Origin of the sequence: Actinomyces sp. ICM39 (genome assembly GCF_000282935.1) — a bacterium.
Lineage (GTDB): Bacteria > Actinomycetota > Actinomycetes > Actinomycetales > Actinomycetaceae > Pauljensenia > Pauljensenia odontolytica_B.
Map to the genome: position 1 here is coordinate 12133 of NZ_ALCB01000067.1, position 24279 is coordinate 36411.

The following is a 24279-nucleotide window of genomic DNA, read 5'->3' on the forward strand; positions in this document are numbered from 1 at the left end:
CCCACCTGCGGGTGCGTCTGCATGTGATCGACGAGGCCGGGGTGTGGACTCGCTCGAAGGGCGGGGCTGCGCTCACATATCCTTGTTCGCATCTGTCAGTACGTCAGGGAGGGCCGGATCATGGTGCGCATCGCCGTCGTCGAGGACGAGGCCGTCTCACGCCAGCTCCTCGCCGACTACCTCGCGCGCTACAGCGAGGAAAACGATGTCTCCTTCGACGTCACCTATTTCGAGGACGGCGGAGCCATCATCGGCGACTACAAGCCGGTGTACGACATCATCCTCATGGACATCCAGATGACCCACGTGGATGGCATGACCGCGGCGCGCGCGATCCGCGAGGTCGATCAGGAGGTCGTCCTCGTGTTCATCACGTCCGCTGCGCAGTTCGCTATCCACGGCTACCAGGTGGGGGCTCTCTCCTACCTGATGAAGCCGCTGCCCTGGTTTGCGTTCTCCCAGCAACTGTCGCGGTGCCTTGAGGCCGTGTCCAAACGGCGCGGCGCCTCGGTCCTCCTGCAGTCGGGCACATCGACCCACCGCATCGACGTCGCGGACATCATCTACGTCGAGTCGATCAAGCACCGCCTCGACGTGCACACGGTTTCCGGCACCTACTCCATTACCTCCTCGCTAAAGGCCATGGAGGAACAGCTCACCGGGCACGACTTTTTCCGGTCGAACTCCTGCTACCTCGTGAATCTTGCCCACGTGCGCGGCGTCGCCGACCAGGAGTGCCTGATGACGGGCGGGGACAACCTGCGCATTTCCCGGCCTCGTAAAAAGGCGTTCATGACGGCTCTGGCGAGCTTCGCGGGCGGGATCCACTGACGTGTTCGAGTCCCTGCCTGACATCCCGCGCCTGTTCACCGCCCTGGCCGAATGGGGCGCCGCCCTCGTGTATGTCTTCGTCGTCGCGCGCTCTGCGTCGTCCAATGCCCTGAACCCGAACGCCGCTATCCCCCGCTGGCGCCTCTCCGCTGCGGCTGTCGGTGGCCTCGTGGTGCTCGTCGGCGCCCAGGAACTGCTCGGTCGCGCTCCCCTGTCCCTGTGGGTGCCCGGCATGATGACGGCGTACGCGCTCGTGTGGTGTGTCATCCGCGTGGGAACCGCGCTGGACTGGCGATGGGTGACGCATATGAGCGCACGCGCCTTCATCGTGGCAGAGCTCGCAGCATCCCTCGCCTGGCAGGTCGTGGTCTACTCCCACGCCGACAAGCCCTACTGGCATCCCGTATCGTTCGGCGGTTTTGCCGCGATTGCGGCGACGTGCTTGGCCGTCGTCTACTTCTTCGAACGACGCGTCTACCGCCAGGGGGCGCTGCCCGTTCTCCGTTTCGCGGACCTTGCCTCTGGCGTTTTTATCGGCATTTCAATCTTTGCCCTGTCCAACCTGAGTTTCATCTCAACGGCCACCCCGTTCTCCGGACGGTCCGGCTGGGAGGTCTTCTACATCCGCACCCTCGTGGACCTCGCCGGCTACGCGATCCTGTTCGCGCAGTTCGAGCGCATCCAGCAGAGCGCGACCGAGCGCGAACTCGCTTCCATCCAGGCCTCCCTGGATGCCCAGCACCACCAGTACTTGGCTGCCAAGGAAGATATGGAGCAGGTGGCGCGTGCCCATCACGACCTCAAGCATCAGGTGGAGGCGATTCGTGCGGAGCTAGACCCGGGACGCGCTGCCGAGTCCTTCGCCGAACTCGAGTCCTCGATTGAGCAGATCGGACAGCAGTACCACAGCGGAAATCCGGTCCTCGACGTCATCCTCACGACGAAGGGCCGTGCGTGCGCGGCAGCCGGCATCAACTTCACTGCCGTCGCCGACGGTGCCCTGCTGGGCTCCATGTCGTCGATGGACATCGCTACCCTCTTCGGTAACGCCCTTGACAACGCGATCGAGGCCTCGCGACGCGTCGACGACCCCGCCAAGCGCCTCATCAAACTGGCACTGTTCCGTCAGGGACAGATGGTGATCATCCGAGTCGACAACTGGTTCGACGGCCGCCTCAACACGGATGCCGGTGGGCGCCTCACGACAATCAAGCCCGACACCGTCCGACACGGCTGGGGGGTCAAATCCATCCAGTGGACAGCCCGCAAGTACGGCGGCCAGGCGGTCACGGACGTCGCAGACCACTGGTTCACGCTGACGGTGCTTCTCCCGTCCACGAATGCCCAGGAGGACGAATGACAATCATCGACACCCCGCGCCTGCACTTACGTCCCTGGAACGATATGGACGCACCGGAGCTCTACGAGCTGGCACGCGATCCCCGCATCGGAATGCTGTGCGGATGGAAGCCCTACGAGCACATCGACGACGCCCACCAGGCGCTGTCGACGTTCCTGGCGGCACCCGACAGCTACGCGGTGACGTTCGCGTCGACCGGTGAGATCGTGGGGTCGATTGCACTGCGCATTGACACAGGATCTGCTGAGGGAACCGTCGCTGACATCGGATACTGGATCGGCGCGCCCTACTGGGGCAACGGATACGCGACGGAGGCTGGGAACGCCATCATCGACCGCGCACGTCAGCTGGGCGTGGAAACGATCATCTTGAAATACTTCGACGGAAACGACGCCTCGCGACGGGTCTCAGAAAAGCTCGGCTTTGCATGGCAGAGCCGCGAGGAGGACGTGGAATACCCGCTCATCGGCAGGCGCCTCACCGTCCACCGGACGGAGCTCGTGCTCACCGGACGTTGACGGCGTCTCTTAGTTGAAGCCGAGGACCGCCGCCGCGACCTTGTAGCCGCCGCGCACGACCTTCGGGGAGGCGTGGCGCACGAGGCCGGCGAGCAGGTCCTGACGCAGGCGATCCGTGGCCTCGGGGTTGATCTGGTCCATGGTCTCCCAGATCTGTTCTTTCAGAGCCAAGTGCTCGGGGGTGCCCGAGAGCTGAGCCATGACGGAACAGACGACAGCGTTGATGCGCAGGTAGTGGACCATGTAGCGCCACAGCTTGTCCTCGACCTCGGCGCGCGGGGGCAGCGCGCGAGCCATTGCCTCGTTGACCCGGGCCAGCTGATCGAGGCGCGTGATCATGACCTTCTCGTTGACGGACTGATCGTCACGACCGATGAAGTAGTGGTACAGGTCTACGTCTAGGTAGCGGATCGTGGACACGTAGGGAAGCGGCACGAACGAGTACAGGTAGTCCACGTAGAACGTGTGCTCGGGCATGACCAGGCCGGAGGCGCGCACGACCTCGGTGCGCATCGTCAGGGCGTGCATCATGAGGTATTGGTCGTAGCGGCAGCGGCGCAGGTCCGCCCAGCCGAAGGTACGGCCGCGCGGCAGGACGTTGCGGTAGCGGATGACGGCCTTGACCGACTTTCCCTGCTTGTCGTAGACGTAGTTGGTGACGAGCATGTCCAGGTCGCGGCCGGCCTCGCGCTCCTCGCGCAGGACGTCGAGGACGGCGTTCGTGGCGCGCCGGTCCAGCCAGTCGTCGGAATCGACGACGCGCACGTGCGTGCCAGTGGCGGCGGCGAGGCCGGCATTGACGGCTCCGCCGTGTCCCTTGTTCTCCTGGTGGATGACTCTCACGGACGGGTAGCGGGCAGCCCACTCGTCGGCGATCTGCGCGGTGCGGTCCTTCGAGCCGTCGTTGACGATAATCGCCTCGAGTTCGTCGCCGTATCCAACGAGCGTGGTTAGCGCCCGGTCGAGGTAATCCTCGGAGTTGTAGGCGGGCACGATCACCGTCAGCAGCGGCACGCTCATGGAGTCTCCTCTCGTGAAGTCTGCCAGTAGTCTACTGTGCTGCGCTGACCTGCGCGTCCTCCTGAGAGGGTTCCTGCTTGAAGATCACTTTAAAGATGGGGAAGAACACCCAGAAGGAGATGGCGGCATTGATGATCATCGTGATGACATCGGCGACAGTCTCGCCGCCCGCGCCCATCGCACCGATCGCCCACGCGTAGATCGGATCCTTGTACACGACTTGCAAGGCCGCCGCGGCGATCGTGATAACAACGTAGGCGACCGCGTACCAGAAGGCCGCCTTCCCCACCGACGAGTTGGACTTGAAGGTGACGTTGCGCTGGGCGAAGAAGTTGATGACCTGAGCGATCAGCAGCGTGATCTCGACGGCGAGGAAGTATGCGAGGCCACCGCCCCCTCCCACCGACATCGAACCGGCCGGGTAGTCGAAGAGGAAGACCGTGTGCCCGTGGGAGACGCCGACGGGCAGGAACTGGAAGGCCGTATCGACGAGGTTTGTGTGGGCGAACACCGCCTTGAACGCCGGCATGAGAACCAGCTGCAGCACCGTAATGCCGTTGGAGAGGATGAAGAAGACGATGAACTGGGCGGCCGTGGTGTGCTTGTCTTCGAAGGCGTTCCACCAGCGCTTGAATGCCTGCATGAGTTGTCCTTTACGTCAGCGTGTCGAACGAGGCCGGGGCCGCGTCATCGGGTCTGGTCGAGTTCGCGCTGGGTGGCCTTGTTGGCGCGCGCGTTGGAGAGGAATCCGAGGGCGGCGCGGGTGAGGCCACGCAGCGGGCGTCCATTGACGGCATCGAGGATCGCGTCCACCATGTCGGGGCTTGCCGCGCCGTTGCTCATCTTCGCGATGGCACGGAAAGGCATGTTGAGGACGAAGAGGATGTTGAGATCCGGGGTTCCCTTCGCGTCCGCCTTCGCTTTGAGGGCGTGGAGCTTACGTCCGGCGACGCGGGCGAGCCAGGTCTTGGCGCGCGTCATCTCAGACAGCGGGTCGGAGGCGACGAGGTCGTTCGCGGGGTGAGCGGTCGGGATTGTCCGTCCCAGCAGGACGGCGAACTCACCGTTGGTGACGTGCGCGACGTCTGCACTCAGGTAGTGACCGAGGGCAGGGTCGATCGGCGAGGGCGTGGTTCCGTCAACCGCGAGGGTGGCGCTCAGCGGTGTGTCGGAGACGTTACGTCCCACGTGGATCGTCCAGGTTCCCGCCTCGGTCTCCCACGCACCGCGCGAGGTCTCCCAGTGACGGAATGTGTAGCGGTCGAAGGGAATCCTCACGCTCACCGATGCTCCGGCAGCCACCTCGACCTTGGCGAAGCCCTTGAGCTCGCGGGCGGGACCGAACACGCCGCCGGGGGCGCTCACGTAGAGCTGGACGACCTCGGCGCCGTCGCGCGCAGAGGTGTTGGTAATCGTCAGGCTCGCTCCCCCCTCGTTCACGGCGAGGTCGGAGTATTCGAAGCTCGAGTACGACAGGCCGTAGCCGAAGGGGAAGGCAACGTCGATGCCCGCGGTCGTGAAGTAGCGGTATCCGACGAACGGGCCTTCGCGGTAGTACGAGAGCGGTCCGGTCGCCGGGTACCATGCGGCGGTCGGGTGGTCCTCGTCGGAGAGCGCGTAGGTTTCGGCCAGGCGTCCCGACGGATTGACGGCGCCGGTGAGGACGTCGAGCATCGCGGCGGCGCCTCCCTGGCCGGTGAGGTAGCCATTGATGAGCGCGGGCACGGACGAGGCCCACGGCATCTCGACGCTGGCACCACCAGTCAGGACGACGACGGTGCGCGGATTCGCTGCGGCGACGGCCTCGATGAGGCGATCCTGGCCCTCGGGCAGGCGCATGTGGGGTCGGTCCAGGCCTTCGGATTCGGCCAGCTCGTCGAGACCCACGTAAACAAGCGCTACGTCAGCGCGCTCGGCGAGGGCCACGGCCTCGGCGATGAGAGCGTCGCTCGTGCCGCCATGACGCTCATACCCGCTCGCATATCCCTCAAGAACGAGGCCTCGAGCTGCCTCTCCCCCGGCCTCAAGCACTTCGCGCGGAGCCTCCACACGAGTGGGGTTGACCTGGGAGGAACCCGATCCCTGGAAGCGCGGCGAGTCGGCGAGATCGCCGATAAGGGCGACACTCGTGCCGGTGCTCAGGGGCAGGAGCTCCTCCTCGTTACGCAGGAGGGTGATCGCTTCTGATGCGATGCGGATGGCGAGAGCATGGTGCTCGTCGAGGTCGTAGGGCGTGGGTGCGGGCAGCCCGGCACTGGCCGCCGCGACGTTGAGAACTTCCTGGGCGCGCGCGTAGACGTCGGCCGGGTCCAATTCCCCGACCTCGACGGCCGCGACAATCTGGCGGGCACCCGCCAGACCGGGGGCGGGCATCTCAAGGCTGCCGCCGGCGCGCGCGGCCTCGACGGCACTGTTCGAACCACCCCAGTCCGAGATGACCATGCCGTCGAAACCCCACTCGGTGCGCAGGATGTCGGTCAGCAGATGCTTGTTCTCGTGCGCGTAGGTGCCGTTGACGAGGTTGTAGGAGCTCATGATCGCCCGCGGCTTGGCCTCTCGACAGACGATCTCGAAGCCGGTCAGGTAGATCTCACGCATCGTGCGCTCGTCCACGATGGAATCCGAGGCCATGCGGCGCAGCTCCTGTGAGTTGACAGCGAAGTGCTTGGGGCAAGCTGCGGTTCCGGTGGACTGGATGCCCTCGACAAGGCCGGCGGCCATGCGCCCGGCCAGGATCGGATCTTCGGAGAAGTACTCGAAGTTACGCCCACACAGGGGCGAACGCTTGATGTTGAGGCCGGGACCGAGCAGGACGTTGACACCGAGGCCTCGCGCTTCCAGCCCCAGCGCCTCACCCATCTCATGCGCCAGCTCCGGGTTCCACGTGGCCGCGACGGCTGAGGCCGTCGGGAAGCAGGTTGCCTTCTCCGACTCCGCGATACCCAGGTGGTCGGCGTCCCCGAGCTGGCGGCGAACGCCGTGGGGACCGTCGCTCATCACGAAGGAGGGAACGCCCGCCGCGGGGATCGGGCGAGAGTCCCAGGCGCTCGATCCCGAGAGAAGCGCCGCGGCTTGCAGGAGGGTGAGATCGTTGGCGTCCGTCAGTGCTGCGGGTTCCATCGTCGTGAACTGCCTTTCGTGCTCCATCGCGGGTATCGTCGATGGTTCCAGTGTGGACCACGGGATCCCTTCCTACCGACCGTGCGCATGATTTGTCGTTTGCGGGGCGTGTTCTGCACGTGCTAGGCCGGTTTCACCCTGGGATAAGATGGATCCTATGACTGACACCGAGGTCCCCGCGCGCGTCGAGAACGAGTCCCCATCTCCCCGTGCAGTCTTTGTCGACATCGACGGGACGCTGTGCGATTCTCGCCAGCGAATCCCAGAATCCGCGATTGAGGCCCTGGCGCAGGTCAGGGAGGGCGGACACCGGCTCTTCGCGTGCACGGGCCGCTCCGCACCCGAGGTGTACCCGCGCTTTTGGGATGTCGGCTTCGAGGGGCTCGTCGGCGGCGCGGGAGGATACGCCGCCATCGGGAACCAGGTGCTCCTGGACGAGCGTATGCCCCGCGAGCACGTCGAGGTGTTGACGACTCTGTGGGAGGATCTCGACGCCTTCTACATCTGGCAGGGCCCCGACCAGATGGGGCCCAGCGAGGGATACCTCGACTTCTTCGTTCCCCGGGCCGGCAAACACCCTGAGGACTGGATCGAATACGCCCAGTCGATCACGCCCTTTATCGTGGGCATCGACGGCGGTGCATTCACCAAGGTCACAGCATATGTCCCGCCCGAGAAGGCATCGATGGAACGGGTCAGTGCAGCGCTACCGGAAGGCTATCGCGCGATCATCGGCTCCGTGGGTGCCGCGGGATATGTTCCCTTCGAGGTCGTTCCGGCGCATCTGTCGAAAGCAGTCGGCATCCGCGCGATCTGCGAGCACGTGGGAATTCCGCTGACCCACACCGTCGCGCTTGGCGACTCCAGCAACGACGTCGAGGCCGTGGCAACGGCAGCGGTCGGCATCAGCATCGGGGACGACTGCAAGACCCTCGTAGACGTCGCGGATATCGTCGCACCCTCCGTATCCGAAGACGGCCTGGCATGGGCTCTGCGCGCCGCCGGCCTGACGACAGTCGAGCGCACTGGGGGCCAAGGCCTCGGTGATGCGCGGTGAGCGGATCACTGCAGCGCTGGCTGCACCATCCTCTGACCCGTAACTCCGCCTTCATGCACCTGTGGGCGGGTGAAACCGCCGCAGAGATCGGCTTCCAGGTGGGAGCCCTGGCGACCTCGGCGATCGCGATCAGCCTCCTGCACGCCAGCGAAACCCAGATCGGACTGCTTTCCGCCCTGCAGACCCTCGCATTTTTGCTTGTCGGCTTGCCCGCCGGCGCCTGGGTGGACCGGTGGCGCAAGCGCCGCGTCATGATCGCCGCGAACCTCACGCGCATCACGGCCCTGACGTCTATCCCCCTGGCCTACATCCTCTCGTCACTGACCCTCGTACACCTCATGGTCGTCGCAACCATCCTCGGCCTATCCACCGTCTTCTTCGACGTGGCCTACCAGTCCTACGTTCCCATGATCGCCTCCAAGCGGTACATCGGCGCGGCCAACGGGCGCCTCGAGGCCTCGTACCAGGTCGGCCTTGCCGGGGGTCCGGGGCTGGGCGGCTGGCTCCTCGGCATCGTGGCTGCTCCCTTGGTCTACCTGCTGACCGCCGCCACCTACGTTGCGTCCACGTGGGCGATCTGGCGCATTCGCACGCCCGAGCCCACTCCTGTGCGCAGCGATGCCACCCTCGGCGCCGAGATACGCGAGGGCCTCGCCTTCGTGCGCGGCCAACGCATTCTCTACCCGCTCTTTTCCTGCATTGCCGCCGGGGCCTTTGCAAGCGCGGGCATCCGGGTGCTGCTGCCCCTCCTCGTGCTGCGCACCCTGAGCATGAGCGCCACGCAGCTCGGCTTGTTGCTCAGCGCCGGGGCGATCGGCGGATTCCTCGGGGCGCTCACCCGGCCAGTGTGGATCGCCCACCTGGGAATCGGGCGCACCCTCGTCATCACCAATATCATCGGCGTTCTCGTGATTGTCGCCCAGCCGGCCTCCATTCACGCCCCGGGCATGGCCGCGTGGATCATTGCCGTGAGCGGCGTCGCGTCCTCCTACTTCCTCACCGTCTACAACGTCACCCAGATGAGCCTGCGCCAGGAAATCTGTCCTCCCGACATGCTCGGTCGCATGAACGCGATCTTCCGCTTCGCAGTCTGGGGCGTCATGCCCCTCGGTTCATTCGTTGCCGGCATCGTTGCCGCCCACACCGGGATCGAGGCTGCGATGTACCTCTTCACGGCGCTCGCCGTCGTCGCCGGCGTTGCGATGGCGTTCACTCCGGCTGCCCGTATCCGAGGTTCCAACGCTTCCCCGACGATCTCATAATGTGACGCGCTCGGACACTGCAAGTGTGCCCATTCGTACGCGGTCGCGATACCATAAGTGTGAGGCAAACCGCAACGGTTTCGGTGACTGAGCCAAGGAGGACACCATGGACACCGCAACGACCCTCGTCGAGGCCCTGGGCGGCTGGGACAACATCTCCAATCTCGAGGCGTGCATTACGCGCATCCGCCTGGACGCAGCCAACACCGACCTCATCGACGAGGCCAAGCTGCGCGAAGCCGGAGCCTTCGATGTCGTCATCGTTGGTGACGCCGTGCAGGTTGTCATGGGCCCCGACTCCGAGGACCTCGTCGAGCAGATGAACACGAGCCGGTGAGCTTTCTCGTCCGTGCGCCTTTCGGTGCGCACGTCCTGCCCCTGTCCGAGGTACCGGATCCCGTCTTCGCCAGTGGCGTCGTCGGGGATGGGCGCGCGCTCCTACCGGAAGCCGATGTCACGTGCGTGACCGTTCACTCCCCCATCAACGGAGTGGTCACCAAGCTCAAATCGCACGCGGCTATTATCACCTCGACGCGCGGGCCTTCGATCCTGATTCATCTGGGCATCGACACCGTCGGCCTGCGTGGCCGAGGCTTTGCTCCCCTCGTTGAGGAGGGCGATATCGTCGACGCGGGCACCCCCCTCATCCACTGGGATCTCGGCCCCGCCCGAGGGGCGGGGCTATCCCCCTGCGTGCCGGTCATCGTCGTCAGCCCTCCCGGAGAGTCGGTGTCTCCCGAGTTTGATGAAGCACTGCCCTCGGTGGGGATTCTCGATCCGTTGTTTTCTCTTGCCGATGGTGACTGAACCCTAATCGTACGCATGAACCCCACGACCCTTTCGGGTCGCGGGGTTCACACATTCAGCGTATCTGAGTCCGTCAGCGGACGGTACCACGCAGCAGGGCGAACAGAGAGGTCAGGCGCTCGTCCGTGGGCAGGTCCTCGATCGCGACTTCTTCGCCATCGGAATCGCACAGCGGCACGCACCAGTTCGGGTACTGGTCAGCACCCGTGCCAGGCATGTTCTGCGGGCGCACATCCCCGACCGCATCCACGAGGGAGGCGACGACCAGCTTCGACGGGGTCTTCGCGACGTAGCGGTACAGGCCCTCAACAGTTTCCCGCTCGCTGGGCTCTGCGCCGTCGATGCAGCCGTACTCATGCAGTCGCGCGCCCACCTGTTCGAGTTCAAGACGATCTCCGGCACGCACCGTCTCGATATCGTCCGTCAGCAGGCCGAGCTCCGAACGCAGCGTCGTCTGAATACCGCGGATGTAGCCGAGCGTGGGCGGCAAGTCATGGATGTTGACTGCGGCCAGAGCACGATCACGGTAGTGCTCGGGACGCAGCGGCCAGCCGCCACCCTCCTTTTCGAACCAGACGACGGAGGTACCGAGAACACCACGGTCGCGCAGGTAATCACGCACCCACGGCTCCACGACGCCCAGATCCTCGCCGATGACGACGGCACCCGCACGCTGGGCCTCCAGCAGGATGACGCCCATCATGGCCTCGTGATCGTAGTACACGTACGTACCTTCGGTGGCAGCGCAACCGTCCGGGATCCACCAGAGGCGGAACATACCCAGGATGTGGTCGATGCGCACCGCGCCTGCGTTCGCCAGCGCAGCGCGGACCATGTCACGCAGCGGCAGGTAGCCCGATTCGGCAAGGCTGCGCGGCGACCACGGCGGCTGCGACCAATTCTGGCCCTGCTGGGAGTAGACGTCCGGTGGGGCACCGACGCTCATGCCGCTGGCAAAGAGCTCCGGTCGACTCCACTTTTCGGAACCGTAGCCGTGCACGCCGACAGCCAGGTCGGCCATGATGCCGATCTCCATGCCGACCTCGCGCGCCACGTGCTGGGCATGCTCGAGCTGTTCGGCGGCGACCCACTGGCACCACTGGTAGAAGTCAACGCGCTCGGCCAGCTCGAGGCGCTCAAGCTCGACGCGAGGCGCAGACGAACGAGCAAGGTCCTCGGGCAGCTCGATCGTACCCTCGCGCTCGACGAGGGCGCACCACAGCGCATAGTTGGACAGCTCCGAACCGCCGCGCTCGATGAAGCGATCCAGCTGGCTCTGGCGATGGTAGGAACGCGGAGCGGCGAAGATGACCTCGAGGGCCTTGCGCTTGGCCTCCCACGAGCGATCACGGTCGATCAGGTCCTCACGGATGGCGAACTGGCGAGTCTCGTCGCGAAACAGCTCGATATCCTCACGCCAACCCTCGGGCATGGAGGCGTACTCCTCGATGCTCTCGGGACGAATGTAGATCGGGTTGAGCCAACGGCGCGACACCGGCAGGTAGGGAGAGTTCTCCAGCGGGGACACCGGCTGCGATGCGTGGACGGGGTTGATGAGCAGGAAATCGGCTCCCTTGTCCGCACACACGGCAGCCAGGTCAGCCAGATCGGTGGCGTCACCAATGCCCCACGAGGAGGCCGAGCGCGTCGAGTACAACTGAGCGTTGACGCCCCACACGCGACGCGAGGACTCCAGGAGCGGCAGGGACAGCGTGTTCGGCACGATGATGAGGGTCGCGGACTCCACGTGTCCGCCCTCGACAGTCGCCACAAGGCGGTGCCATCCGAGCGGCAACCAGTGCGGCACGTCGAAGGTGGCGCGGCCGACGAGCTCGCCGTCGATCATGCGCGGAGGAACGTAGCGATCCACCTGATCACACGAGCCCTTACGGCCATCCTCCAGCACCCACTGGACGTTCACCCATGAGCCGTCCGGCACGTGCACCGGGAAAAGGTAGCCACCACCCTGGCGGGCGACGATCGTCGGAGGCAGGGTGCGGCGCCATTCGCGCTCATCAGTGATGCGCAGAGCCTCGTGCACATCCCCGACCGTGGAAGATTCGTCGAGGGGCAGTCCGAGGGCACCAAGGACCTTCAGGAGAGTAGACGCACTCACGCCCACCCAATTCCCGTACCAATCCCAGAATCCGGTGGCTACGCCATTAGCATCGGCGATACGGCGCAGCTCATCGATGTTGTCAGATGCGGGTGCGTGAATATCCACGAAAAAGCCTTCTACGTTGCGGGCTGATGACACTCTAAATATTAAGCATGGACGCGCTGCGACAAAGACTCCGCGGGCGTGTCATGGGCCACGCTCTCGAGGATTGAGATCATTGCAGCAGCCACATCGTCAGACTGAGCTCCGCACACGATCTGAACAACGTCGCCGGAACGCACGACGGCCAATACGCCGTCCACGCGCAGCGCCGCCTCATCGACGTCCCGTTGAGATTTCACCTGAATACGGATACGCATCGTGCAGGGTTCGACCTCGACAATATTGAGGCGTCCACCCAGCGCGTCGATGAGCGTTTGTTCAATCGCCATCGGAGCCCCTTTCGCGCCGTCGGAAGTTTGCGATTCGTATCACATACTAGATGTGACCTGCGCAAAAGGCAAGTGGGATCCATAACATGAACGATTCACGAACAAACAACCGCTGACAGGAGCGCATCCCACAACGCAGGGCTACAATCCAACGCTCTGTCAAACTACTGGCTCACACTAGCGAGCACCCCGCCATGATCCGACATGCCGAGTCGCCGATAGACAGCGTGAGGGGGAGGACCGCCAGGCCCTCCCCCTCATACGCTGCGAATCAGTCGCGCGTCAGCTTGCGATGCGTCACGCGGTGCGGGTTCGCGGCAGCCTCGCCAAGACGGGCCACCTTGTTCTTCTCGTACGCCTCGAAGTTGCCTTCGAACCAGTACCAGTTATCGGGCGCCTCTTCAGTGCCCTCCCACGCGAGAATGTGGGTGGCGACGCGGTCGAGGAACCAGCGGTCGTGGGTCACGACGACGGCGCAGCCGGGGAACGCCAGGAGGGCGTTTTCCAGCGAACCGAGCGTCTCGACGTCGAGGTCGTTGGTCGGCTCATCCAGCAGGAGGAGGTTGCCACCCTGCTTGAGGGTGAGAGCCAGGTTCAGACGGTTGCGCTCACCACCGGACAGGACACCGGCAGGCTTCTGCTGGTCCGGCCCCTTGAAACCAAAGGCGGAGACGTAGGCGCGCGAAGGCATTTCCACGTTGCCTACCTGGATGAAGTCCAGGCCGTCCGAGACAACCTCCCACAGGGTCTTGTCCGGGTCGATGCCGGCGCGCGACTGGTCGACGTAGCTGATCTTGACGGTCTCGCCGATCGTCAGCTCGCCGCCGTCGAGCGGCTCGAGACCGACGATCGTCTTGAACAGGGTGGTCTTACCGACGCCGTTCGGGCCGATGACGCCGACGATGCCGTTACGCGGCAGCGAGAAGGACAGACCATTGATGAGCGAGCGGTCGCCAAAGCCCTTTTGCAGATCCTTCGCCTCGATGACGACGCTACCCAGGCGCGGACCCGGCGGAATCTGAATTTCCTCGAAGTCGAGCTTGCGGGTGCGCTCGGCCTCGGCGGCCATCTCCTCGTAGCGGGCCAGACGGGCCTTCGACTTGGCCTGGCGGCCCTTCGCGTTAGAGCGAACCCACTCGAGTTCTTCCTTCAGACGCTTGGCCAGCTTGGCGTCCTTCTGCCCCTGGACGGACAGGCGCTTTTCCTTCGTCTCCAGGTAGGTGGAGTAGTTGCCCTCGTAGGGGTAGAGGTGGCCGCGATCAACCTCGGCGATCCAGCCAGCGACGTGATCGAGGAAGTAACGGTCGTGGGTGACGGCAATGACCGCGCCCGGGTAGGACGCGAGGTGCTTCTCGAGCCAGAGCACGCTCTCGGCATCGAGGTGGTTCGTGGGCTCGTCGAGCAGCAGCAGGTCGGGGGCCTCAATGAGGAGCTTGCACAGGGCCACGCGGCGGCGCTCACCACCGGAGAGGACGGACACAGGCTGGTCCGGCGGCGGGCAACGCAGGGCGTCCATCGCCTGATCGAGCTGAGAGTCAATATCCCAGGCATTGGCGGCGTCAATTTCCGTCTGCAGCTTGCCCATTTCTTCCATGAGCGCGTCGAAGTCAGCGTCGGGGTTCGCCATCTCTTCGGAGATCTCGTTGAAGCGGGCGAGCTTGCCGAAGATATCGGCGGCACCCAGTCGCACGTTTTCAATGACGGTCTTCGTCTCGTCAAGAACGGGTTCCTGCATGAGGATGCCGACGGTGTACCCGGGGGTCAGGCGAGCCTCACCATTGCTGGGCTCATCCAGGCCGGCCATGATCTTCAGGATCGAGGACTTACCGGCACCGTTCGGGCCGACCATACCGATCTTGGCGCCCGGGAAGAAGCTCATGGTGACATCGTCGAGGATGACCTTGTCACCGATGGCCTTGCGAGCCTTGATCATCTGATAAATAAACTCCGCCACGTTACTCCGTTCGGGTGGTTTGGGGCGCGCCCACGCGCGCATGTTCCTCCCTATGGTACCGACCCTGCACGGGCCAGTGAGCCACCCAGCGGGACGCAGGGGTCGGTGATCCTCATCTCAGCGCCTTTTGTCGGGATTTCCCCGCTCCCGCTCCTCGCAAGGGTTCCGCGTTGGTTACGGATCCGTAGTGATTTGCCAGAAACTGTTCCAATTTTTTAAGAAACGCATGCGTAGGTTTGATTTTTGAGACAAACTTTGAAGTACCTGGGGAGCACTATCTCCCCTGTCAAACACGCGAAAGACCCGGCAGGAGGTGGCATGGAGCGCGCAACACGCATCGTCATTGAGGGCGTTCACTCCCCCGTTTATCACGTGAGCGACACGTCCTCCACCCTCGATCTCGCAGCGTCCCTCCTCACCGACACGACGACCGCCACTCCCCACCTGACAACGATCATCGCCGATCGCCAAAGCGCAGGCCGCGGCCGCCTCGGGCGCACGTGGACAACCCCGGATGGTCAGGCCCTCCTCGCCTCCACCATCGTTTCCCTCCCCACCTCGTTTCCCACTGAGATGCTCGGCTGGCTCGTACACGCGTGTGCGCTCTCCGTGCGCGACGCACTCTCCCCTCGTCTCTCCCCCCTCAGCCACAGCGTTTCTCTCAAGTGGCCCAACGACGTGCTCGTCGACGGAGCACGCAAAATCTGCGGCATCCTCGCCCAGCTCGCCCCGGCCTCGTCCCCGTTTACGACGAGCGCGATTCTCGGCTACGGCATCAACATCGCCCAGGACTCCGATCATCTCGCTACACCGCAGGCCACCTCCCTGTACGCCGAGGGCGACGCTGAGGCCGGAGCTGATCCCACCTCCGTCTCCCACACCCTGCTTGCCCAGATCCTTAAGGGGCTCGACTCTCGCATCCGAGGCCTCGTTACCCATGGAAACGCCCGTGATTGCGGGCTGGCTGACGAGGCCGCGAACGCATTGCCGCTCCTGGGGACGCGCATCGCGCTCGCGAAACCGACGGATCCAAATGGTCACCCGGCGATGGAAGGCGTTGCCCTGGGGCTGAGCCCGACCGGCTCGCTCCTCGTGCGCACGGACGACGGGCGCACTCACGACATTAACGCCGGAGATGTCCTGGCAACCGGACTACCTCTGACAACCGTTCACGACACCAAGGAGAAGCGTGCGAACAATTAATCGAATCCTCGTCGCCAACCGTGGCGAAATCGCTCTGCGCGTGTGCCGCACGGCCACCGATATGGGCATTGCGACGATCGCGGTTTACGCCGATCAGGATATGGCCGCGCCTCATACACGCGAGGCCGACGAGGCCCTGTCCCTCGGTGGCGACGATGCGGCGTCGACGTATTTGAACGGTGACAAGATCCTGGCGATCGCTCTGGAGACGGGTGCGGATGCGATTCATCCCGGCTACGGGTTCCTCTCGGAGAACTCCGAGTTCGCACGGGCTGTCGAGGATGCCGGTATCGCGTGGCTCGGCCCCGCGTCTTCCGTGATCGACGCGCTGGGCGACAAGATCAAGGCTCGCCGCGTGGCAGAGGCGTGCGGCGTGGCTCCCGTCCCGGGCGTGTCCGAGCCCGTGACCTCGCGCGAGGAGGTCGAGGAATTCATCGCCTCCGCCGGGTACCCCGTGGTGCTCAAGCGCGCCGATGGCGGCGGCGGCCGAGGCATCAGCATCATCCGTTCTCAGGCCGACCTCGACCTGTTCTTCGCGCGTCACACGGACGCCGCCGACCTGGGCGCTCACTTCGTCGAGCGTTTTGTCGAGGTCGCCCGTCACGTCGAGACGCAGTCCGCGCGCGACGCGCACGGCAACTTCCACGTCATCTCGACCCGTGACTGCTCGGTGCAGCGTCGCAACCAGAAGCTGGTCGAAGAAGCCCCAGCCCCCTTCCTGCCCGAGGGCGCGCACGAGACGCTCGTGAACGCGTCGCGTGCTCTGTTCGAGTACGTCGACTACGTGGGCGTGGGCACGGTGGAGTTCCTGCTCGAGCCGGACGGCAACATCTGGTTCCTCGAGGTCAACCCGCGTCTGCAGGTCGAGCACCCTGTGTCCGAGGAAGTCACGGGCATCGACCTGGTGCGCGAGCAGATCCGCATCGCCCAGGGCCTGCCGCTGACCACTCCCCCGGAGCCTCGCGGCCACTCCTTCGAGTTCCGCGTGACCTCCGAAGACCCGTCGAAGGACCTGACCCCCACGGCAGGCCGCCTCGATGAGGTGCACTGGCCCCTGGGACCCGGCATCCGTCTGGAGCTGGGCATCGATCAGGGCGACTCCGTGCAGACCGCCTTCGATTCCATGATCGCCAAGATCATCGTCACCGGCGCGGATCGCGAGCAGGCCCTCGCCCGTTCCCGCCGCGCGCTGGCCGAGTTCTCGGTGCAGGGCGTAGCCACCCCGGTGCCCGTCTACCAGGACATCATCAACGATCCCGACTTCTGCGGCGTCGGCGGCTTCAACGTCTCCACGCGATGGTTCGAGACGACATTCATGCCCCAGCACGACTACTCGGATCTGGCTGTGCCCGCCGAGGCCTCGTCGACGGCCGACCTGCCCCGTCAGACGTACATCATCGAGCTGGATGGCCGCCGGGTGTCGCTGACCCTGCCGGCCGGCATGTTCAACGCTCCGGCCGCCGCGGCCCCTCGCCCGCCTCAGCCGCTGCGCTCGGCCCCGCGTCGCGCGGGTTCGTCCGCCGTCCAGGCCGGCCCTCACCAGGGCGCTCCCGGCGACATCGTCGCGCCCATGCAGGCCATCGTCGTTGCCCTGGCCGTGTCCGAGGGCGACCAGGTCGAGGAAGGCCAGCTCGTGGCCGTCCTTGAGGCCATGAAGATGGAAAAGCCGCTGCTGGCCCCGCGTGCGGGCACCGTCACCTCCCTGTCGATCAAGCAGGGCGACACCGTGACCGCCGGGACTCGCATCGCCCACGTCGCCACTGAAGAGGAGGCACAATGAGCACCCCCAGCCCGCTCACGCGTGACGGGTTCATTCAGGCCCAGGACGCGATCGCTCAGGCCGCCGAAGAGAAGGCCGCCCAGCGCCAGCACGCGAAAAAGAAGCTGACGGCGCGCGAGCGTCTGTCTCTCTTCTTTGACGACGGCGTGTGGCACGAGGTCGGTCAGTTCATCGGTGGTTCTGTGCGCGAAGGTCGTATCGGTTCAGCTGTGGCCGCCGGTTACGGTCGCGTGCAGGGGCGGATGGTCGCCGCCTACGCGCAGGACTTCTCGGTGCTGGGTGGCACCCTGGGCAAAGTCGAGGGCGACAAGATCGTCGACCTGATCGACCGGGGCATCCGCATGCGCATTCCGATCGTCGGTATTCAGGATTCGGGCGGCGCCCGCATCCAGGAGGGCGTCGTCGCACTTGCCCAGTACGGCCGCATCTTCAAGAAGACGTGCGAGGCCTCGGGCCTGGTTCCCCAGATTTCGATCATCCTGGGACCCTGCGCCGGTGGTGCCGTGTACCAGCCGGCCCTCACCGACTTCATCGTCATGACGCGCGAGAACTCGCATATGTTCGTGACCGGTCCGGACGTCGTCGCGGCGACGACCGGCGAGAAGGTGACGCTCGATGAGCTCGGCGGCGCGACGATCCATAACTTCCAGTCCGGCGTCGCCCACCACATGGCCGACACGGAGGAAGAGGCGATCGACTACGTGCGATCCCTGCTGGACTACCTGCCCTCCTCGTGCGAGGTCGCTCCCCCCAAATACGAATACATTCCCAATCCCGAGGACGAGGCTGCGGCCCGCGCGGTTGCCGACCTGGTACCGACGTCGGCGCGTCAGCCCTACGACGTGCGCGACGTGGTGCGTTCGCTCGTCGACCACGGTGAGTACGTGGAGATTCAGGACCTGTTCGCTCCCAACGTGACGATCGGTTTCGCGTGCGTCGATGGCCAGTCGGTCGGCATCGTGGCGAACCAGCCGATGAACGATGCGGGCACGCTCGACGTGGATGCCTCGGAGAAGGCGGCCCGCTTCGTGCGTTTCTGCGACGCGTTTGGGCTGCCGATCGTCACCTTCGTCGATGTTCCCGGCTACCGTCCGGGCACCGAGCAGGAGCAGGCGGGCATTATCCGCCGCGGCGCGAAGGTCATCGTTGCCTACGCGAACGCGACCGTGCCGATGGTGACCGTCATCTTGCGCAAGGCCTACGGCGGCGCCTACATCGTCATGGGCTCGAAGTCGATCGGCGCGGACCTGGCGTTCGCGTGGCCCGACGCTCAGATCGCCGTCATGGGCGCGGAGGGCGCAGCGTCGATCATGTACCGCCGCGAGCTTGCTGCCGCCCGCGAGAACGGAACCTTCGAGGAGACGAAGGCCGAGCTTGTAGCCCGCTACGAGGAGGAGACCGTCAACCCCGAGGTCTCCGTATCCTCGGGACAGCTCGACGGCATCATCGCTCCCGCTGATACTCGCCAGACCATCATCGATTCCCTGCATCTGCTGGCCACGAAGGACCAGCGTGCACCCCACGTCAAGCGTCACGACAACGGCCCCCTGTGACCGGCGTCGTTTGAGAAGAATTGTCCCCGAAGGAAAGTAAGAACATGTCGTTTGTGTCCTCTCTGAATGAGACCCCCTACGCGCTGACTTTTGCCGGTCAGGCCACCCCGTGGCGCGCTGCCCTCGACGAGATCTCTCACGATCCCGAGATTGCGGCGATCGTCGCCGGGGTCATCAAGTCCTCGGACCAGGTGCTCTCCCCCGTGCGCCGTTCACTGGCCACCCAGTCGGTTGCTACCCTGCCTTTCGCTATTCCGGCGGAGGCCGGCGACGCGGCGGTGACTCGTGAGGTGGGCGGCCCCGACGAGGCGGCTCTGTCCGTTCCGGGTATTGTTGCCGCCCAGCTGGGTGCGCTCATCGACCTCACGCGCGCAGGTCTGAACATCGTGGGCAACCAGCCCACCGCATTTGAGGGACACTCTCAGGGCGTGCTCGGCGTTGAGATCGCCCGTGCGTGGATCGCCGGGGACGAGGCCCGGGCTGCCTCCGTGTTCGCGCTCGCTCGTCTGATCGGCGCGGCTGCCGCTCGTATTACGCGCCGCGCTCGCGCCCCGCACGCCGGCGACGCGACCTACATGGTGTCCGTGCGCGGCGTGTCCGACGCGCTCCTGGAGAGCATCGTTTCCTCTCTGCCGTCGACCTCGCACCCGCTGTCGATCGCTCTGCGTAACGACACCGACACCCACGTGGTCTCGGGTGCCCCCAACGACCTGGCGTCTCTGGTTGCGGCCATCGAGCGAGCCGCCGCCAAGGACAAGGCAGCTCACGACGCTCACGAGCGCGGCGGCCGCCCACTGAGCCCCGTGTGCGAGTACCTGCCGGTCTACGTGCCCTTCCACTCCCCCATGCTTGCCGACGCCCTCGTCCTCGTGGATGAGTGGGCCGCCCAGTGCGGTATCGACGCCGAGATGGCCCACTCCCTGGCCTCCGCCGTCCTCACGACGCCCGTGGACTGGCCGGCACAGATCCGCGCGGCCACCGAGTCCGGCGCGCGCTGGATCATCGACATGGGCCCGGGCGCTACGACGGTTCGCATGACCCGCGCCCTCGTCGAGGGCACCGGCGTTGGCGTCGTCGCCGCTGGTACCGCCGCGGACCGTGACAAGGCTGCCACCCCCGGCTGGGCCCCCGAGCCCGGCACCGACTGGTCGCACCTGCGTCCCGGCCTCGTGACCCTTCCCAACGGCAAGACCGTCGTTGACACCGCCTTCTCGCGCCTGACCGGCCGCTCCCCCGTCCTCCTGGCCGGCATGACGCCCACGACCGTCGATCCCGAGATCGTCGCTGCTGCCGCAAACGCCGGCTTCTGGGCCGAAATGGCCGGCGGTGGCCAGGTCACCGAAGAGGTCTACAACGAGAACCTGGCGGGCCTGCGCGCCCAGCTGCGCCCCGGCCACACCGCCGAGTTCAACTCGATGTTCCTGGACCGCTACCTGTGGAACCTCCAGTTCGGTCAGGCTCGCATCGTGTCGCGTTCGCGCGCGTCCGGCGCCCCCATCGACGGCGTCGTCATCTCCGCGGGTATCCCCGAGCAGGACGAGGCCCTGGCTCTCATCGAGCAGCTGCGCGCCGACGGCTTCCCCTACGTGGCCTTCAAGCCCGGCACGGTTGACCAGATCCGTAAGGTCATCGCTATCGCTCGCGAGGCCGACCCGATCAAGGTCATCGTCCAGGTCGAGGACGGCCACTCCGGCGGCCACCACTCCTGGGAGGACCTGTCCGACCTGCTGCTGGCCACCTACGCCCAGCTGCGCGCTCAGTCCAACATCGTCCTCACCGTGGGCGGTGGCATCGGCACGCCGGAGCGCGCCGCTGACTTCCTCACCGGCGACTGGTCCGCTCGTTACGGCCGCCCGCCGATGCCCGTCGACGGCGTCCTCGTGGGCACCGCCGCGATGACCACGAAGGAAGCGCACACCACCAAGGCGGTCAAGGAACTCCTCGTGGCCACGCCCGGTGTGCCCGACAACGACGAGCTGGGCGGCTGGGTCGGCGAGGGCGTGACCCGCGGCGGCATGACCTCCGGTCTGTCGCACCTGCGCGCCGACATGCACGAGGTCTCCAACGCCGCGGCCGCAGCCGCGCGCATCATCGCCGAGATCGGCTCCGACGGCGCCCAGGTGCGCGCCCGCAAGGACGAGATCGTCGAGATCCTCTCCCACACGGCCAAGCCCTACTTCGGTGATCTCGAAGAGATGACCTACGAGGCCTGGGTGCGTCGCTTCGCCGACCTGTCCTACCCGTGGGTCGATCCCACGTGGCAGATCCGCTACCACGACCTCCTCCAGCGCGTCGAGGCGCGTCTGGCCCCCGTGGATCACGGTGAGGTCGAAACCCTGTTCCCGACCGTCGAGGACGTCGCCGACGCGCACGCCGCGGCCGACCGCCTGATGGCCGCCTACCCGAACGCCGCGACCACGCACGTCACCCCCATCGACGCCGCCTGGTTCCCGGCCCTGTGCCGCTCCTACCCCAAGCCGATGCCCTTCGTTCCGATCCTGGACGACGACCTCATCCGCTGGTGGGGCCAGGACTGCCTGTGGCAGGCACAGGACGAGCGCTACACCGCCGACCAGGTCCGCATCATCCCCGGCCCCGTCTCCGTGGCCGGCATTGACCGCGTCGACGAGCCCGTCGGCTCTCTGCTGGGCCGCTTCGAGGCCGCCGCAGCCGAGCGCCTCGCCGCCTCGGGTGCCGTCGCGACCCCCGTCGCCTCGCGTCTGGGTAACGGCAAGCCCTCCGCCACCCGCGAGGAATGGCTGCGCAAGGTCCCCTTCATCTCGTGGACCGGCCACCTCATGACCAACCCGGCCTCCATCCTCGACGAGGATCGCGTGTCCCTGAACCCGACCGACACCGGCGTGGACATGGTCATCCACCTCGACACTGCGTGGGATAACGACCCGCGCGGCGCCGAGAAGCACGCGGTGCGCGAGCTGGTCTTCCCGCTGGTTCTGTCCGGCGAGGACGGCGCGGTCCCCGTCATCGACGAGGCCAAGCTGCCCCAGCACATGTACGCGATGCTCGCGGCGACCGCCGGCGTGACCTCCGTGTCCGTCGCCGGTGACACCGTGGACGCCCTGCCCGTCATGGTTCCCTCCACCAAGTCCGTCTTCGGCGAGGCACACTACTCCTTCACGCTGGCCCCCACCCTGGGCTTCGACCACGCCGAAGCCACGGGCGCGGCCCTTCCCGCCGACTACGAGCTGGCTGCCTGGGCACCCGACGCCCTGCTCGGCCCCGCCTGGCCCGCGATCTACGCGGCCCTGGGTTCGGCCATCCACAACGACTACCCGGTCATCGAGGGTCTGCTCAACGCGGTCCACCTCGATCACTCGATCACGCTGGAGTACACGCCCGAGCAGATGCTCGAGCGCGGCATCACCACGATCGACGTGACCAGCCACGTGGCCGCGGTCGATGAGTCCTCGTCCGGCCGCATCGTTACGGTCGCCCTCGAACTGACCTCGAACGGTGAGTACGTGGGCTCCACGCAGGAGCGCTTCGCGATCCGCGGCCGCGCCACCGGCAACCGCGCCCCCTCCGAGGCCGCGCCCTTCGGCGGCGCAAACGTTGAGGTCGTCGACACTCCCCGATCGGTCCTGCGCCGCGTAACCGTCAAGGCTCCCGACGACATGACGCCCTTCGCGATCGTCTCGGGCGACTACAACCCGATCCACACCTCCTACGCGGCCGCCAAGGTCGCGGGCATGGACGCGCCTCTGGTGCACGGCATGTGGCTGTCGGCCACCGCTCAGCATGCGGCTGAGGCCGTTGTCGCCGGTCAGGGCGGCACTCAGATCGCCGGCTGGACGTACTACATGTACGGCACCGTCGACCTGAACGACGAGGTTGAGATCACCGTCGAGCGCGTGGGCCGCGTCGTCGGTGGCGGCCTGTCCCTCGAGGTCACCTGCCGCATCAACAAGCAGGTCGTCTCGCGTGCGTCGGCCTACACCTTCGCCCCGAAGGTCGCCTACGTCTACCCCGGCCAGGGCATCCAAAGCGCCGGCATGGGCCTGGACGAGCGCACCAAGTCCAAGGCTGTGGACGAGGTCTGGCGCCGCGCCGACGCGCACACCCGCTCCGCGATGGGCTTCTCCATCCTGGCGATCGTGCGCGACAACCCGACCGAGATCGTGGCGCGCGGCGTGACCTACCGTCACCCCGAGGGCGTCCTGAACCTCACCCAGTTCACGCAGGTTGCGCTCGCGACGCTGGCGATTGGCCAGACGGCCCGCATGCGTGAAGAGGGCGTGCTGGTTCCGGGTGCTGCCTTCGCCGGTCACTCGCTGGGCGAGTACGACGCGCTGGCCGCATACGCCGAGGTCTTCCCGCTCGAAATCGTCCTCGACCTGGTCTTCCAGCGCGGTTCCACGATGCACTCGCTCGTGCCCCGCGACGAGAAGGGCCGTTCGAACTATCGCATGGGTGCCCTGCGCCCGAACCAGTTCGGCATCGACGACGCTCACGTCGTGGAATACGTCGAGTCGATCGCTCAGGCATCGGGTGAGTTCCTCCAGATCGTCAACTTCAACCTGGCCGGCCAGCAGTACGCCGTCGCCGGTACGGTCGCGGGCCTGAAGGCCCTCGAGGAGGACGCCACCAAGCGCGCCGCCGAGCACGGTGGCAAGCGTCCCTTCATGTACGTTCCCGGCATTGACGTGCCCTTCCACTCCACTGTCCTGCGCAGCGGCGTGGCGGACTTCCGTACGAAGCTCGACGAGCGTATCCCCGCCGAGATCGATCCCGCGAAGCTCGTGGGCCGCTACATCCCCAACCTGGTGGCTCGTCCCTTCGAGCTCACCCGCGAGTTCGCTCAGTCCATCCTCGACGTGGTTCCCTCCGAGACGGTGCGCGAGCTGCTCGAGACGGAAGGCGCGTGGGACGCCGCACTGGCCAACCCGGGTGTACTGACCCGCACGCTGCTCATCGAGCTGCTGTGCTGGCAGTTCGCTTCCCCGGTGCGTTGGATCGAGACGCAGCGCGTGCTGCTCTCGACCGAAGAGGCTGCCCCCGGCGTTGCCGGCCTGGGCGTCGACCAGGTCATCGAGGTCGGCCTCGGTGCCGCCCCGACCCTGGCCAACCTCGCCTCCCGCACCCTGCTCGCCCCCGAGTTCGCGCTCTCTCGTGTCGACGTGTTCAACGTCCAGCGCGACGAGCCCCGCGTCTACGCGACCGACGTCGCCGTGATGGAGGAGGAAGAGGACGAGGAGATCACCCCGGCCGCCCCCGCTGCCGAGGCTGCTCCTGCGCCCGCCCCG

The 24279-nt window shown here is 65.9% G+C and carries 17 protein-coding genes; 11 read left to right on the forward strand and 6 right to left on the reverse strand.

Going from position 1 to position 24279, the window contains the following annotated elements; genetic code table 11:
- Nucleotides 1–120 precede the first annotated feature (120 nt).
- The 3 genes from HMPREF1137_RS03890 to HMPREF1137_RS03900 are packed head-to-tail and all read left to right on the forward strand — an operon-like array spanning nt 121 to nt 2709.
- Entirely contained in the window at nt 121–831 is a 711-nt protein-coding gene (locus tag HMPREF1137_RS03890; protein WP_007589149.1) for a LytR/AlgR family response regulator transcription factor, read from the forward strand.
- Nucleotide 832: 1 nt separating this feature from the next.
- Nucleotides 833–2191 carry an ATP-binding protein gene (locus HMPREF1137_RS03895; RefSeq protein WP_007589178.1) on the forward strand — a complete coding sequence of 453 codons (1359 nt, stop codon included), beginning with the start codon at nt 833–835 and terminating at the stop codon, nt 2189–2191.
- On the forward strand, nt 2188–2709 hold the full coding sequence (locus HMPREF1137_RS03900) for a GNAT family N-acetyltransferase (RefSeq protein WP_007589180.1): 522 nt from the start codon (nt 2188–2190) through the stop codon (nt 2707–2709). Before HMPREF1137_RS03895 ends, HMPREF1137_RS03900 begins: the two co-directional genes overlap by 4 nt.
- A gap of 9 nt (nt 2710–2718) precedes the next feature.
- Here HMPREF1137_RS03900 and HMPREF1137_RS03905 read toward each other — a convergent pair whose 3' ends face one another.
- Genes HMPREF1137_RS03905 through HMPREF1137_RS03915 form a run of 3 tightly spaced genes read right to left on the reverse strand, consistent with a single transcriptional unit; the run spans nt 2719 to nt 6876 of the window.
- Nucleotides 2719–3729, reverse strand: coding sequence for a glycosyltransferase family 2 protein (locus HMPREF1137_RS03905; RefSeq protein WP_007589188.1), 1011 nt, complete (start codon nt 3727–3729; stop codon nt 2719–2721).
- 31 nt (nt 3730–3760) lie between these two features.
- Nucleotides 3761–4372 carry a hypothetical protein gene (locus HMPREF1137_RS03910; RefSeq protein ID WP_007589175.1) on the reverse strand — a complete coding sequence of 204 codons (612 nt, stop codon included), beginning with the start codon at nt 4370–4372 and terminating at the stop codon, nt 3761–3763.
- Nucleotides 4373–4416: 44 nt separating this feature from the next.
- The gene (locus HMPREF1137_RS03915) at nt 4417–6876 is read right to left on the reverse strand and encodes a glycoside hydrolase family 3 C-terminal domain-containing protein (RefSeq protein ID WP_007589191.1); all 2460 of its coding nucleotides are present in this window, start codon (nt 6874–6876) and stop codon (nt 4417–4419) included.
- Nucleotides 6877–7006: 130 nt separating this feature from the next.
- Between HMPREF1137_RS03915 and HMPREF1137_RS03920 the strand changes: the two genes are divergently transcribed.
- The 4 genes from HMPREF1137_RS03920 (at nt 7007) to HMPREF1137_RS03935 (ending at nt 9975) form a co-directional block, all read left to right on the forward strand.
- A complete protein-coding gene (locus HMPREF1137_RS03920; protein ID WP_034496737.1) occupies nt 7007–7906 on the forward strand; it encodes an HAD hydrolase family protein in 900 nt (299 codons plus the stop codon).
- The gene (locus HMPREF1137_RS03925; protein ID WP_007589189.1) at nt 7903–9168 is read left to right on the forward strand and encodes an MFS transporter; all 1266 of its coding nucleotides are present in this window, start codon (nt 7903–7905) and stop codon (nt 9166–9168) included. The genes HMPREF1137_RS03920 and HMPREF1137_RS03925 overlap by 4 nt, the downstream gene beginning before the upstream one ends.
- Before the next feature lie 106 nt (nt 9169–9274).
- Entirely contained in the window at nt 9275–9505 is a 231-nt protein-coding gene (locus tag HMPREF1137_RS03930; protein WP_007589172.1) for a PTS sugar transporter subunit IIB, read from the forward strand.
- Nucleotides 9502–9975 carry a PTS sugar transporter subunit IIA gene (locus HMPREF1137_RS03935; RefSeq protein ID WP_007589193.1) on the forward strand — a complete coding sequence of 158 codons (474 nt, stop codon included), beginning with the start codon at nt 9502–9504 and terminating at the stop codon, nt 9973–9975. Before HMPREF1137_RS03930 ends, HMPREF1137_RS03935 begins: the two co-directional genes overlap by 4 nt.
- Nucleotides 9976–10048: 73 nt before the next feature.
- Here HMPREF1137_RS03935 and malQ read toward each other — a convergent pair whose 3' ends face one another.
- The 3 genes from malQ to ettA all read right to left on the reverse strand — a co-directional run bounded on the left by malQ (nt 10049) and on the right by ettA (nt 14479).
- Nucleotides 10049–12199, reverse strand: a complete 2151-nt coding sequence (gene malQ / locus HMPREF1137_RS03940; RefSeq protein WP_007589177.1) for a 4-alpha-glucanotransferase — start codon at nt 12197–12199, stop codon at nt 10049–10051.
- 41 nt (nt 12200–12240) lie between these two features.
- Nucleotides 12241–12525, reverse strand: coding sequence for a PTS sugar transporter subunit IIB (locus HMPREF1137_RS03945; RefSeq protein WP_007589183.1), 285 nt, complete (start codon nt 12523–12525; stop codon nt 12241–12243).
- Between the two features lie 271 nt (nt 12526–12796).
- Nucleotides 12797–14479, reverse strand: coding sequence for an energy-dependent translational throttle protein EttA (ettA, locus tag HMPREF1137_RS03950; protein ID WP_007589182.1), 1683 nt, complete (start codon nt 14477–14479; stop codon nt 12797–12799).
- 318 nt (nt 14480–14797) lie between these two features.
- On the opposite strand from ettA, the gene HMPREF1137_RS03955 reads away from it, so the two are divergent.
- From HMPREF1137_RS03955 to HMPREF1137_RS03970, 4 genes are all read left to right on the forward strand, one after another.
- A complete protein-coding gene (locus HMPREF1137_RS03955) occupies nt 14798–15682 on the forward strand; it encodes a biotin--[acetyl-CoA-carboxylase] ligase (protein ID WP_007589169.1) in 885 nt (294 codons plus the stop codon).
- Entirely contained in the window at nt 15669–17462 is a 1794-nt protein-coding gene (locus HMPREF1137_RS03960) for an acetyl/propionyl/methylcrotonyl-CoA carboxylase subunit alpha (RefSeq protein WP_007589152.1), read from the forward strand. Before HMPREF1137_RS03955 ends, HMPREF1137_RS03960 begins: the two co-directional genes overlap by 14 nt.
- Nucleotides 17459–19015, forward strand: coding sequence for an acyl-CoA carboxylase subunit beta (locus HMPREF1137_RS03965; RefSeq protein ID WP_007589151.1), 1557 nt, complete (start codon nt 17459–17461; stop codon nt 19013–19015). The genes HMPREF1137_RS03960 and HMPREF1137_RS03965 overlap by 4 nt, the downstream gene beginning before the upstream one ends.
- A 44-nt stretch (nt 19016–19059) precedes the next feature.
- On the forward strand, nt 19060–24279 hold a 5220-nt coding region (locus HMPREF1137_RS03970), incomplete at its 3' end, for a fatty acid synthase subunit beta domain-containing protein (RefSeq protein WP_007589153.1).